We start from the raw sequence: 13,363 nt of genomic DNA on the forward strand, positions 1-13,363 counted from the left end.
CTGGACACCGATCTGCCGAGTAAGTCGGCCGCCGGGCACCATGATGCCCACCCGTCGACGAAACCGACGAGGGGCGGCGGGCTGCCGCGCGATGCCGACGTGTCGAAGGAATTGGGCAGGGACGCCGGGATTCCCCCGGACGCCAATCCACCGAGGATGTCAGGCAGAGACTCCGTGGTTCCGCTCGATGCCGATCCGCCGACGAATTCGGACAGCGATGCGTCGGTGCCGCTCGATGGCAGCCAAGGCCCGACCGGTGACGCCCCGCAGCGCTCCGAGCCTCTCCGGCTTCCCCCGGTCCTGCACGGCGGCGGCGCGTACTTCTTCCGCCAACTCTCCGACTCCACCGGCCTGCTCGACGACACCGCGGTGGCCGCCGCGCTGTGGGAGCTGGTGTGGGCGGGCGTGGTCTCCGGCGACACCTTCGCGCCGGTGCGCGCCCTACTCGCGGGCACGTCGCGCACCACGACGGCGCACCGGACCCCGCGCCGCGCGCCACGCGGCCGCGCCTACCTGCCGAGGCCGAGTATGCCGACCCGGTCCGGCCCGCCCGCCGTCGCGGGGCGCTGGTCGCTGCTGCCGGAACGCGTTGCCGACAACACGATTCGCGCGCACGCCACCGCGGACACGCTCCTGGAGCGCTATGGCGTACTGACCAGGGGTTCGGTGCAGAACGAGGGCGTCACGGGTGGTTTCGCGCTGATGTACCGGGTGCTCACCGAATTCGAGGACCGTGGCCGCTGCCGCCGCGGCTACTTCGTCGACTCGCTCGGCGGCGCGCAGTTCTCCACCACCGACGTGGTGGATCGGTTGCGCTCCTTCGACACCGAACGCGGCCGGTCCGGCGATCCGGCGAAGCAGGGCAAGGCCCTGGCACTGGCCGCCTGCGACCCCGCGAACCCGTACGGCGCGGCCCTCGGCTGGCCCAAGGGCGACGGCGACAGCGGCCATCGCCCTGGCCGCAAGGCGGGCGCGCTGGTCGTGCTGGTGGACGGTGAGCTCGTGCTCTACTTGGAACGCGGCGGCAAGACACTGCTCACCTTCACCGAGGACCCGAACGCGCGCCAGGCCGCCGCTGCCGAACTGGCCGAGCTGGTCCGGCGTCGCCGGGTCGACTCGCTGGTGATCGACCGGGTGGACGGAGAATCGGTGCACGGCAACACCTTCGCGGGGTTCCTCACGGAGGCCGGCTTCTCCGCCACGCCGCGGGGCCTGCGGCTGCGGAGGCAGCCATGACGGCGCGCCACAGCCCGGGCGCGCGGCGCGCCGACAACCCCCGACGCGCGGAGGCGCCGCATGCCCGAGGGTGACGCGGTCTTCCTGACCGCGAACCGGCTACGGCTCGCGCTCGTGGGAAAGACGCTGGTGCGCAGCGATTTTCGGGTACCGAGGTATGCGACGGTGGATCTCGTCGGCGAGCTGGTGGAAGAGGTCGGCAGCTACGGCAAGCACCTGTTCATCCGCACCACTACCGCGAGCATCCACACCCATCTGAAGATGGAGGGGGTGTGGCGCACCTACTGCGCGGGCGAGCGCTGGACTCGGCCGCGGGTGACCGCGCGCGTGGTGCTCGGCACCGACGACACCGAGGCCGTCGGCTTCTCGCTCGGCACCGTCGAGGTGCTGCGGCGGGCCGACGAGCACACCGCGATCGATCACCTCGGCCCGGACCTGCTCGGCCCGAATTGGGATGCGGCCGAGGCGGTTCGGCGCTTGGCGCGACACCCCGTGCAACCGGTCGGCCTCGCCCTGCTCGACCAGCGCAACCTGGCGGGCATCGGCAACATCTACCGCAGCGAGGTCTGCTTTCTGCGAAGAGTGCACCCCGCGACGCCGGTCGGTGCGGTGCCGGATCTGCTGGCCTTGGTCAACGAGGCGCACCGCGTCCTCACCCAGGCCGCGCACAGCCCGCCATGGCGCGCGCTGGTCTACGGACGTCAGCGCTGGCCCTGCCAGCGGTGCGGCACCCGGATCGAGGTGCGACCACTCGGCGAGACGACGCCGCCGTCGGATCGCATCACGCAGCGCGAACGCGGCATCTACTATTGCCCTCGCTGCCAACCCGAACCGGACTGAACCCACACTGTCCGGCCGCGCCCATCAAGTTGTCCGGGATTCGCAAAGAGAATCGGTAGACGCCCGTGTGAACTGGTTGCAAATCGGGTCTTTACGCCGGTAATTCTCCAGAGTAGGGTTCGAGCTCGTCAACTTATGTGAGCCGTAATTCCGGTTGCGCCGCCACACTTTCGGTCTCGGGGAGAACACCATGGAACTCACGGCAGGGCAGCGGGCTGCGCTGGAGCTGATCTGCGACACCTTCGCGCCCGGCGACGGTCTCGCGCTGCCGTCCGCCTCCGAACTCGGCGTTGCCGACGTGGTGCTCCGGCTGCTCGACCGCAATCCGCGCGAGGCCGAACGCAAGCAGCTCGCGACGCTGCTCGGACTGTGGGATTCCCCGGTTCTCGGCCTGCTGGCGGGCGTGGGTCCGCGCCGCTTCTCCGCGCGCTCGCAGGCCGATCGCGAACGGCTGCTGCTCGCGCTCGGCGGATCGCGGCTGGGTGCCAAGCGCGCGATCTTCCAGGCGCTCAAACAGGCCGCGCTGCTCGCGTATTACACGACGCCGGGACCCGACGGCAGCAACCCGCTGTGGAAGGAGATGGGCTACCCCGCTCCGCCCGGTCCGTTGCCAGGCGCGCCGAAACCCGCCCTGCGGCCGGTCCGCCCCCGCGCGGACGGCACGCTCGACTGCGACGTCGTCGTTGTCGGTTCCGGCGCGGGCGGCGGTGCGGCGGCCGCCGTGCTGGCCGAAGCCGGTCTCGACGTGATCGTCCTGGAGCGCGGCGAATACTACGACGACGCCGATTTCGGCGCGGGCGAGCTCGACGCGCTGCTGCGGTTGTACGCGCCGGGGCCGTCGGCCACCGCGGAGGGCCAGCTCACGCTGGTGGCGGGTACCTGCCTCGGCGGCGGCACGGTGGTCAACTGGAGCACCTCGCTGCGCACCCCCGACGAGGTGCGCGCGGAATGGGCGAGCCTGGGCGCGGGCCAGTTCGCCGAGGACGAGTACGGCACGGCGCTGGACGCCGTCGAGCGGCGGCTCGGCGTCACCTTCGATCGCTCGCCCGGCTCCGCGCGCGACGGTGTGCTGGAGCGTGGGCTCGCGGCGCTGGGCTGGGATGTCGCCCCCTTGCCGCGCAACGTCACCGACGCGTGCGACGCGGGGGTGGAGTGCGGACGCTGCGGCTACGGCTGTCGGCTCGGCGCGAAGCAGACGGTCACCAAGACCTGGCTCGCCGACGCCGCCGCGCACGGTGCGCGGCTCGTGGTCGGCGCCGACGTCCGGCGCGTCGAGGTGAAGGGCGGTCGGGCCGAAGGTGTTCGGGCGGTGACCGCCGATGGCGCGGAATTCACGGTCCGCGCCCGAGCCGTGGTGGTCGCCGCGGGCGCTATCCAAACGCCCGCGCTGCTGCGTCGTTCCGGGTTGCGGAACAAGAACATCGGCGATTACCTGCGCCTGCACCCCGCCTCGGCGGTCTTCGGCGTCTTCGACGAGGAGATCAGGCCGTGGGAGGGCGGGCTGCAAACCAGGATCTCGCGCAAGCACAGCGACCTGGACCAGCACGGCTACGGCGTGATCTACGAGACCGGCCCACTGCACCCCGGCCTGCTCGTCGGCTTCATGAACTGGCGCGGCGCGGCCGAACATCGTGCGGCCATGTTGGATCTGGCTCGCACCGCGGCGGTCGGCGTGATCACCCGCGACCGCGACCACGGGCGCGTCACGGTCGACCGGTCCGGCGAACCGGTCGTGCGCTACCAGCTCTCCGAGCGCGACCGCGCCCACCTGCACACCGGAATCGCGGGCGCCGCAAGCATTCTCGAAGCCGCAGGCGCGAAGCGCGTCTTCTCCGGGCACCAGGCAGGAGCGTCCTACGAGCCGGGCGTCAGCGGATCGCACGCGGAATTCGTCGCCGCCTGCCTCGCCGCCGGGTACGGTCCGGGCCGCTGTGGGATGGGCGCGCTGCACATCATGGGCTCGGCGCGGATGGGCGGCTCGCGAGCGATGTCGGCGGCGGATCCGGACGGCGCGACCTGGGAGGTGCCGAATATCGTCGTCGCGGATGCCTCGTGCTTCCCGACCGCGTCGGGGGTGAACCCCATGGTGTCGATCGAGGCGATCGCGTACATGAACGCCAAAAGGCTTGCGGCACGCCTGAATTGAGCCGATCCGCCGACCTCCGTGCGTCTCGCGCCGAGACGCCGGAGGTCGCCGTATCGAGTGGCAGTGCCCTGCATGGTGGTGTGCCGAGGTCGGTGCCGGCGTCCCGGGTCCGTGGTCCCGGAGTCAGAGCGCCTTGATGCCCTTCAGTACCGCGCGCAACACGTCCATGTCGCGCGGTCCCGCCTCCGGCGTCGGTTCGGGATCGCGGAAGTCCAGCAGGCCGTCGTCGATGAGGTCGCCGACCAGAATCTTGGTCGAGGTCAGCGGCAGATTCAGCTGCGCGGCCAGTTCGGCGATGGACTGCGGTTCGCGGGCCAGTCGCACGATCTCGGCGTACTCGGGTTCGTTGCGGCGCAGCGTCCGTGATCCGGCGCGCACCACGAGCGTGAGCATGTTCAGCTCGGGCCTGCCGCCGCCGGAGCGCCCGCCGGTGACCGCGTAGAGGCGGACGAGGGGACCCGCCTCCTCGTCGAACCAAGACTCCCGCCGGTCGTTCATGGCCGTCGAGAACCGACCCCGTCGAGCTGTTGCGGGCGCGGGTCGACGGATAGGTGCGCGCCGACGCGCTGCACGGTCTGGTTCATCTCGTAGGCGACCATGCCCATGTTGGCGTTCTCCGCGGTGAGCACCGCGAGGCACGCGTTGTCGCCGGCCGCCGTGATGAACAGCACCGCGCGGTCGAGCTCCACCACCGTCTGGCAGACCCCGCCCGCGTCGAAATGGCTACCCGCGCTGCGCGCTACGCCGTGCAGGGTGGAGGCCATCGCGCAGAAGCGTTCCGCGTCCGAGCGATTCATCGCCGAGCTGTGGCCGAGGAGCAGTCCGTCGGTCGAGAGCACGACGGCGTAGCGGACGTCGAGCAGCCGTTCGACGAGATCGTCGAGCAACCAGTCGAGACTACGTGGCTTGGAGGTCGTCACCGGCACCTTCCTGCGGGGTCGTTGGCTTGTCGACGCGATTCAGGCGACCCTGCCGGGTGCCGTTCTCGATGGCCGACATGAGTGTGCGGGCTTCCTCGGCGGTGCGCGGCCGTGTGCCGGTCGCGCCATTCTGGCCGACGACCGGCGCGGCGGACGTCTCGCGACGGCGCTTGGGCAGGGCCGGTCGATCGCCGGAACCGGTTTCGGTGGTGGCGCTTTGGGGAGCGATCGGCGCGGCGAGTGCGGGGACAGGGGCGAATCCGTTGAACGTCCCGTTGCTCGCCAGCGCGTGCGGTTCGCGGGCGGCTTGCTCGCGCGGTGGCTCCTGACCGGTGGAGATCAGCGTGGTCGGTACAAGCACGATGGCTTTCACACCGCCGTAGTCGGATTCGGTCAGCCGCACCGAGATACCGTGCCGCGCGGCCAGTTTCCCGACCACGAACAGGCCGAGGCGGGCGTCGCTGGAGAGCGCGGCGACGCTGAAGTCCGGTGGTGAGGCCAACACCGTATTGCGTTCGACCAGTTCGGCTTCCGGCATACCGAGGCCCTGATCGGTGATCTCGATGGCGACACCCTTGCCGACCAGCGTGCCCGTCACCTCGACCCGCGATTCCGGCGGGGAGAAGGCGGTCGCGTTGTCGGTCAGCTCGGCGATGAGGTGGATGAGGTCGGCAACGGAGGTGCCCGAAACGCGCACCTCGGGCAGCTTGCCGATCTGAATCCTGGTGTAGTCCAAGCTTTCCGCGACCGCGCTGCGCACCACTTCGATCAGCGGCACCGGGTTGCGCCAGCGACGGCCAGGCTGTTCGCCGCCGAGGATGACGAGGTTCTCGGCGTTGCGCCGTGCCCTGGTGGCCAGGTGGTCGAGCTGGAAGAGCAGGTCGAGGCGGGCGGGGTTCTCCTCCTCGCGCTCGGCCTTGTCCAGCAGCGCCAGCTGACGGTGCACCATCACCTGGCTGCGGTGCGCGATGTTGAGGAAGACCGCGGCGACACCGGCCCGTGTCTTCGATTCGGCGATCGCGGCCGACACCGCGGCCACGTGCGCGCGGTTGAACGCGTCGGCCACCTGACCGATCTCGTCGCCGCCGTAGTCCAGGCGCGCGATCTCCTGCGGGTCGACCTGGCTGCCCTCGCCGAGCCTGCGGATGGTCTCGGGCAGGCGCTCGTCGGCGAGTTCCAGGGTGTCGCGGCGCAATCGGTGCATGCGGCCGATGAAGCGGTTGGCCAGCAGCAGTGCGGCGAGGAAGGCCAACAGCGTCAGGGCCAGCACGGCGAGGCCGCCGTAGAAGGAGTTGCGGGCGATCTCCTCGCCGGTGGACCCGGCGGTGCGGTGGGCGTCGCGGCTCTGGTCCTCCCACAGCTTCAGCAGCTGCGAGCGCACGGCGGTGGCGGCCTGCTGCCATTCGCCGATGCCGAGGGGCAGCGGCGGCGGCTCTGCCGTGCGGGTGGTTCGGGAGGTGGACTGCCTGCCGGACGTTTCGCCGGTGGAACCACTCGCGCCTTCGGAATCGCCGGTCTGGATGCCGCGATGCATGATCGCGTCCTCCATCGCGGTCAGCTGCCGCCAGGTGGGACTGGACGTGATCTCCTGCAGCTGTGCTTGGCGCTTGCCGCTGAGCACGGCTGTCGCGTAGGCGATCTCACCGCGGCCGTCGCCGACGTAATTGCCGAGCTCGGTGAGCTGTTCGGGAGTGAGCTGCTCGGAGATGAGCGCGGCCGAGCCGATCGCGCTCGCCCGCGAGACAGCTTCGGCCGCGCGCAGCGCGTGCACCCCCTTGTAGAGTTCGACGGCGATCTCGGCGTCCGGCGCCACCTCGGCGGCCAGCAGCGAGGCGAGCACGATGGTGTCGATGATCTGGTTGAAGGCGAGGAAAACTTGCGCCGAAGGGAGGGCGTGCGCGTCGATGCCGCCGCGCAGTGTGGGCAACTGTTGGTAGAGCACGTCGTAGCCGTCGATGTCGCCCGCCAGGTCCGGCCGCAGTCCGGAGGCGGTCTCACCGAGGGATTCCAGCGCGGCCAGCGCCTCGTCGGAATTCTTGCGGGCGGCGGGCAGGGTGTTGGTCGCGTCGTCGTCGCCCGCCAAGTGCAGCAGCGAGGCCCGACGTTCCTCCTGGAACGCCTCGATCATCAGGATCGCCGGGGTGGTGACGGAGCTGGCCAGCTCGGCCCACGACGCCGCATTGCGACCGGCTTTCACCAGATACCAGGTGGCGCCGATGCCGAGCGCGAGCAGCGCGACGCTGGGGATGAGGACGATCGCCAGCAACCTGGTTCGGACGCCGAGGGGGCGGGACCACATGCCGGTCGGTAATACGCGGTGGATTCTGCTGCCTATCACCGATGATCTTGCCTACCTCTGGGCATCGCTGCCCCCGTGCGGACCGGCCCGTGCCGGATTCGAGCTCCGGCACGGGTCGGGTGTCACCTTAGTCACTGAAAGAACGGCGACGCAATAACTTTCGTCGAGCAAAGAGGAGAGTAATAGGGAGCGGCCGTATTCGGGTAACGAAACGATATATTCGGAAACGCTACCAATGTGAATGCCGTGATCACAAGGTATTTCGCTCGGATACTGCGGTACGCGCGGGGAGTTCGCGGGCTCGTGTTCTCGGCCCGGTGAGTGAGATGTGAGCTGTCGAATGTCGCGGCGTTCGACTGCGGAATGTCGCCGTTGTTCGGTGCGTCGCCGTCGGTTGCGCGGTTGCGCGGTTGCGCGGTTGCGCGGTTGCGCCGCCTTGCCGCCGTTGTGCCTTCTCGTCGTTGCCGCCGCGCCGCCTTGTCGCGCCGCCTTGTCGCGCCGCCTCGTCGGACCGCCGCCTCGCCGCCTTGTCGCGCCGCCTCGTCGGACCGCCGCCTCGTCGTCGCGTCGCGTCGCGTCGCTGTCGCCGTTGCCGTCGCCTCGCCTCGTCGCCTCGTCGCCTCGTCGCGTTGCTGTTGCCGTTGCCGTCGCCGACTTCGCGTTCGCGGCGCCGCGGGTCTGGTTCGACGAGCCGACCGGTTCGATCTTCGGCCGGGGTTGGGTTGGGGCCTCGCCGGTTCGTCCCGCCGCCACTTCGTCGCGCGACGGCGCCGCTCACCATCGGTCGCCGAGCGGCGAACGTGGTGGTCGTCACATCTACCTCGCATACTGCGTAGGCAGTGCCCAGGGTGGATGGTCAAGATTGAGCAAAATGCTCAACTGTACTTCCATCTATTGTTCATTACGCGCTCGAGAGTAAGGATGTCGGCAACCAAGTGCACAACTATGCGAAGCGTCCCGACCGGGCGCCGAGCGGATGGGTGGACCGATGACCGAGCTCGCCGACCGCGATCTGATCACCGCGCCATACGACCTCGCCGACCGCTACCGGGTCGGCTCCGGCACCGTCGTGCTGACCGGGGTGCAGGCGATCGCGCGTCAACTGGTGGAACAACACGTGCGCGATCTGCGGGCGGGCCTGCGGGTCGGCACTTTCGTCTCCGGCTATCAGGGCAGTCCGCTCGGCGGCGTGGACAAGATGCTCAACGGAATGCCCACCGTCCTCGCCGAGCACGACATCTCCTTCGTCCCCGGCTTGAACGAGGAACTCGCCGCGACCTCGGTGTGGGGCAGCCAGGCGCAATTGCCCGTCGGCAACGCGACACACGACGGCGTCGTCGGGGTCTGGTACGGAAAGGGGCCCGGCCTGGACCGCGCAACCGACGCGCTGCGGCACGCCAATATGTACGGCGCGAACGCGCGCGGCGGGGTGCTGCTGCTGGTCGGCGACGATCCGGCGTCGAAGTCCTCGACCGTGCCCGCGGTGAGCGAACGGTCGCTGGCGGCGATGAACATTCCCGTGCTCTTTCCGCGCAACGCGCGCGAAATCATCACCATGGGGCTGCACGGCGTCGCGCTGTCGCGGGCGTCCGGGTGCCTGGTCGCGCTGAAGATCGTCGCCGACGTGGCCGACGGCGCCTGGACGGTCGACGGCTCGGTCGGCGACATCGCCATCACCGTGCCCGAGATCGAGTGGGAAGGGAAGCCTTTCAGCTATCTCCAGCGGCCGATGGCCGCGCCGACCGACAGCGTCATCGCCGAGGCCGACTTGTACGGACCGCGCTGGGAACTGGTGAAGGCCTACAGCACCGTCAACGAGCTGGACGTCATAGAGGTGAACCCGGCGCATGCCAGGGTCGGGATCGCCGCCACCGGAACCACTTTCGACGCGATGCGGCAGGCTCTGCTCGATCTCGGTGTCGATGACGCCGACCTGTCTCGGGCGGGCGTCCGACTGCTGCGCATCGGCATGCCGTATCCCATTGCCCCCGAACGTGTCCGGCAGTTCGCCGACGGGCTCGAGCGGATCGTCGTCGTCGAGGACAAGACCGCGTTCGTCGAGACGCAGATCCGCGACATCCTCTACGGCCGTCCGGGTGCGCCCGAGATCGTCGGTAAGGCCGATGCCGAAGGGCGAGTGCTGTTCAGCCCCAACGGCGAACTCACCTCCGGCCGTATCGCGGGTCCGCTGCGCCGGGCTCTCGCCGGTTATCTCGACATGAAAAGGCCTTTGCCGCAGCCGTTGTCGCTGTCGGTACTGTCCGCCAAACGCGCTCCGTACTTTTGCAGCGGCTGCCCGCACAACCGCTCCACGGCGGTGCCGGAGGGTTCGCTGGCCGGTGGTGGGATCGGCTGCCACACCATGGTGACCATGTCCGGTCGCGCCGACAGCGCGGTCACCGGCTTGACGCAGATGGGTGGCGAAGGGGCGCAGTGGATCGGGCAGGCGCCCTTCACCGACGTGGGCCATCTGTTCCAGAACATCGGCGACGGAACGTATTTCCACTCCGGGCAGCTGGCGGTGCAGGCCTGCGTCGCGGCGGGGGTGAACATCACTTTCAAGCTGCTGCACAACGACGTCGTCGCGATGACGGGCGCGCAGGACGCGGAGGGCTCCATCGGCGTACCGAAGCTCACCCACAAGCTCAGCGTCGAGGGCGTGCGGAAGATCATCGTCTGCGCCGACGAGCCCAAGCGCTACCGCAAGCGCGATCTCGCGCCGGGCACGCTGCTGTGGCACCGCGATCGGCTCGACGAGGCCCAGCGGCTGCTGCGCGAGATCCCCGGCGTCACCGTGCTCGTCTACGACCAGCACTGCGCGGCGGACGCGCGCCGCAAGCGCAAGCGCGGCGCCCTGCCGGTCCGGCGGACCAGGGTGATCATCAACGAGGCGGTGTGCGAGGGCTGCGGCGATTGCGGCGTCAAGAGCAACTGTCTTTCGGTGCAGCCGGTCGACACCGAGTTCGGCCGCAAGACGCGCATCGACCAGACCTCCTGCAACACCGACTACAGCTGCCTCGACGGCGACTGCCCCTCCTTCGTCACGGTGGAGCTGCCCGACCCGGCGAAACGTAAGCGGCGCAAGGAAGTTCGCCGTCCGCAGCCGCCGCGCCTGCCGGAGCTCGCGCTCGCGGCGCCGATCGGCACGCAGAACGTCTTCCTCGCGGGAATCGGCGGCACCGGCATCGTGACCGTGAACCAGGTGCTGGCGACGGCGGCGCTGCGCGCGGGCTACGACGTGGCGAGCCTCGACCAGATCGGCCTGAGCCAGAAGGCCGGACCGGTCGTGTCGCACCTGCGGTTCGCCGCGGACGCGCTGGAGCCCGCGAATCGGCTCGCTCCCGGTTCCGCGGACTGCGTCATCGCGTTCGACCTGCTCGCCGCGACCGACGACAAGAACCTGGCGTACGGTTCGCCGTCCGCGACCATCGCGGTGGCTTCGACGAGCAAGACCCCGACCGGCGACATGGTCTACGACAAGTCCGTCACCTATCCGGACGAGTCGTCGCTGCTGGCCCGATTGGCGCGGGCGGCGAAGGTGGTTGGCTCGTTCGACGCGCTCGCCGCCGCCGAGGTCCTCTTCGGCAACACCGCGGCAGCCAACTTCCTGCTGGTCGGCGCGGCGTACCAGAGCGGGGGACTGCGACTGCCCGCGTCGGCGATCGAGGAGGCCATCGAGATCAACGGCGTCGCCGTCGCCGCCAATATCGCGGCCTTCCGCTGGGGCAGGATCGCGATCGCGCGGCCCGCGGAGTTCGCCGCCGCCACCGCGCGCAGCAAGCCCGAGCCCACCCCGGTGGTCGTGCCCGCGGATCTGTTCGACGGATTCACCGCGACCGGTGAGACGCGGCGGCTGGTGGAGCTGCGCGCGGCCGAGTTGATCGGGTTCCAGAGCGTCGCGGTGGCGCGTGACTACGTGCGCACCGTGCGGGACATCTGGGACACCGAACGGCGGGTCACCGACCGCACCGAATTCAGCGAGCAGGTGGCGCGCGGGCTGTACAAGCTGACCGCCTACAAGGACGAGTACGAGGTCGCGCGGCGACTGACCGATCCGGCGTTCCTCGCCGAGGTCGCCACCCAGGTGCCCGACGGCGCGAACCTCACCTACCGCCTCCACCCGCCCGTCCTGCGGGCTCTCGGCAGGGACAAGAAGATCGGCATGGGCCCGCGAAGCCATCTCGCCCTGCGGCTGCTCGCGAAGGGAAAGCGCCTGCGCGGCACCGCTTTCGACCCCTTCGGCTACGCCCACGTCCGCCGCGTCGAACGCGAACTCCGCGCCCACTACGTGCGCATGGTGATCTCGCTCGCCAACACCCTGGACGCCGACGGCTACGACCGAGCCGTCCAGGCCGCCGCCCTGCCCGACGTCGTCCGCGGCTACGAGGACATCAAACTCGCCAATATCGCGCAGTACGTCGAGCGGTTGCGCGAACTCGGTATCGAGCCGCCACGGATCTGATGACCGGCCGTAGCACCGTGCGAGGCAGGCACTCCGAGGTTCCTGCCCGTGCCTACCTCGACGGTGATGTTCGTACCCGCCGACGACCAACTCGGCCGTGAAGACGTGGGCCCCGGTGGAATTCGGGGTCCACGTCGAGGGGGCACCGCTGACCGGCCTTTGGGACCGCCGGCGCAGACGTCGGGATGGTCCGGCTCCGGTGAGCGTGGTCAGCGGTCGGGTTCGCTGCGGTAACGGGAGACTCGGCCGTCGATTCCGCAGAGCTTCCATGCGAGCTTGGCGACCGGGTTCATCAGCCCGGAGTCCGTGGCGAGGGCGCGGACGTCGGCGAAGATCCCGCGCAGGGTCGCCTGGGATTCTTCGCTGCGCCAATACAAGTCGTCGATCACCGATTTCGGGATGTCGAACTCGCGCCGGAACTCGACCGGCGGCGTCATGATCATCTCGCACATCACCCGCATCACGATCGGCGTCAGAACCGACAGCGCGGACTTGCGGATCGGGTCCAGCCGCGGCGCGTTCTTGCGCAGGTACTCGTGCGCGAACGAGATGTGGCGCGCCTCCTCCGCGACGTGGATCTGCATCACCCTGGCGACCATCGGATGCATCTGCGCGCTGGAGCGCAGGATCGCCTTCTGCATGTGGTCGATCGGCTCCTCCCCGCCGAGGACCATGGTGAAGAACAGCGCGGGGAAGTACACCACGGTCGGCCAGATCGCGAGGGTGAGTTTGCGATCGATCGACCCCATGCCGACGACATCCATGCCGATCCGGTCGATCATCTCCTGAAACATCAGGGTGTGATTGCACTCTTCGGCGGCTTCGTGGGTGATGAAGCGGAACTCCGGATCGCCGTTGTCGAGCCTGGCCGCGTACTGCATGATCCCGCGAATCAGCAACTGCTCGAAGTGCAGTCCGACCTTCGCGATCCCCGCCTGCCGCCACATGCCGATGGCGATCTGCCGCTCCTCCGGCTGCGCCTTGTACCAGGGGTGCCGCCCCAGTGGATCGGCGTCGGGCAGTATCCACCGCCGGTCGGTGGGATCGACGGCGAATTCCGGTGAATCCCAATCGATGTCGACGTACGGGTCGAAGTGCCGCTCCACGGATCCTTCGGACAGCATCGTCAACTTCGCCGCGTACTCGACGTCTTCGATCTCACGAACGCGGTCGAGCGTGATATCAGGCGATTGGGCGAGCCCCATTGCCTGCCCCTTTCCTCGGATTGCGAAATCTACCGTTACCAACGGTAACACTTAATGCGCGGCAGCCGCTAGACGCAAGAAAGCGGCCCGGAACGTGTTGTTCCGGACCGCTTTCGTTTGTAGCGGGGACAGGATTTGAACCTGCGACCTCTGGGTTATGAGCCCAGCGAGCTACCGAGCTGCTCCACCCCGCGTCGGTAATCTCAACCTTACACACGGGCAGGGCGTGGCGCCTAATCGCCTGGTCGGGGGCGG

The 13,363-nt window shown here is 69.3% G+C and carries 7 protein-coding genes, 1 tRNA gene and 1 pseudogene; 4 read left to right on the top strand and 5 right to left on the bottom strand.

Annotated elements, in window-relative coordinates; all coding sequences use genetic code 11:
- Nucleotides 1-285: 285 nt before the first annotated feature.
- The 3 genes and pseudogenes from CRP45_RS35340 to CRP45_RS24150 form a co-directional block, all read left to right on the top strand.
- Nucleotides 286-1,236, top strand: a pseudogene (locus CRP45_RS35340) (Lhr family helicase); the annotation flags it as partial.
- Nucleotides 1,237-1,296: 60 nt separating this feature from the next.
- Nucleotides 1,297-2,076 (top strand): DNA-formamidopyrimidine glycosylase family protein, encoded by a 780-nt coding sequence (locus CRP45_RS24145; protein WP_097247102.1) that lies wholly within the window; start codon nt 1,297-1,299, stop codon nt 2,074-2,076.
- A gap of 190 nt (nt 2,077-2,266) precedes the next feature.
- On the top strand, nt 2,267-4,222 hold the full coding sequence (locus tag CRP45_RS24150) for an FAD-dependent oxidoreductase (protein WP_097247213.1): 1,956 nt from the start codon (nt 2,267-2,269) through the stop codon (nt 4,220-4,222).
- A 123-nt stretch (nt 4,223-4,345) separates the two neighbouring features.
- Here the strand turns inward: CRP45_RS24150 and CRP45_RS24155 are convergent, their stop codons facing one another.
- The 3 genes from CRP45_RS24155 to CRP45_RS24165 are packed head-to-tail and all read right to left on the bottom strand — an operon-like array spanning nt 4,346 to nt 7,441.
- On the bottom strand, nt 4,346-4,720 hold the full coding sequence (locus tag CRP45_RS24155) for a DUF742 domain-containing protein (protein WP_067787745.1): 375 nt from the start codon (nt 4,718-4,720) through the stop codon (nt 4,346-4,348).
- The gene (locus CRP45_RS24160; protein WP_067787743.1) at nt 4,717-5,142 is read right to left on the bottom strand and encodes a roadblock/LC7 domain-containing protein; all 426 of its coding nucleotides are present in this window, start codon (nt 5,140-5,142) and stop codon (nt 4,717-4,719) included. Before CRP45_RS24160 ends, CRP45_RS24155 begins: the two co-directional genes overlap by 4 nt.
- Nucleotides 5,120-7,441: a sensor histidine kinase gene (locus CRP45_RS24165; RefSeq protein WP_097247103.1), complete on the bottom strand. Its 2,322-nt coding sequence runs from the start codon at nt 7,439-7,441 to the stop codon at nt 5,120-5,122. Before CRP45_RS24165 ends, CRP45_RS24160 begins: the two co-directional genes overlap by 23 nt.
- Before the next feature lie 988 nt (nt 7,442-8,429).
- Here CRP45_RS24165 and CRP45_RS24170 point away from each other — a divergent pair.
- A complete protein-coding gene (locus tag CRP45_RS24170; RefSeq protein WP_097247214.1) occupies nt 8,430-11,903 on the top strand; it encodes an indolepyruvate ferredoxin oxidoreductase family protein in 3,474 nt (1,157 codons plus the stop codon).
- A 209-nt stretch (nt 11,904-12,112) separates the two neighbouring features.
- Here the strand turns inward: CRP45_RS24170 and CRP45_RS24175 are convergent, their stop codons facing one another.
- Both CRP45_RS24175 and CRP45_RS24180 read right to left on the bottom strand, forming a co-directional pair.
- Entirely contained in the window at nt 12,113-13,108 is a 996-nt protein-coding gene (locus tag CRP45_RS24175; protein WP_097247104.1) for an AurF N-oxygenase family protein, read from the bottom strand.
- A 120-nt stretch (nt 13,109-13,228) separates the two neighbouring features.
- A tRNA-Met gene (locus CRP45_RS24180) sits at nt 13,229-13,302 on the bottom strand.
- Nucleotides 13,303-13,363: the final 61 nt, after the last annotated feature.

It is taken from the genome of Nocardia amikacinitolerans (assembly GCF_900215415.1).
GTDB lineage: Bacteria > Actinomycetota > Actinomycetes > Mycobacteriales > Mycobacteriaceae > Nocardia > Nocardia amikacinitolerans.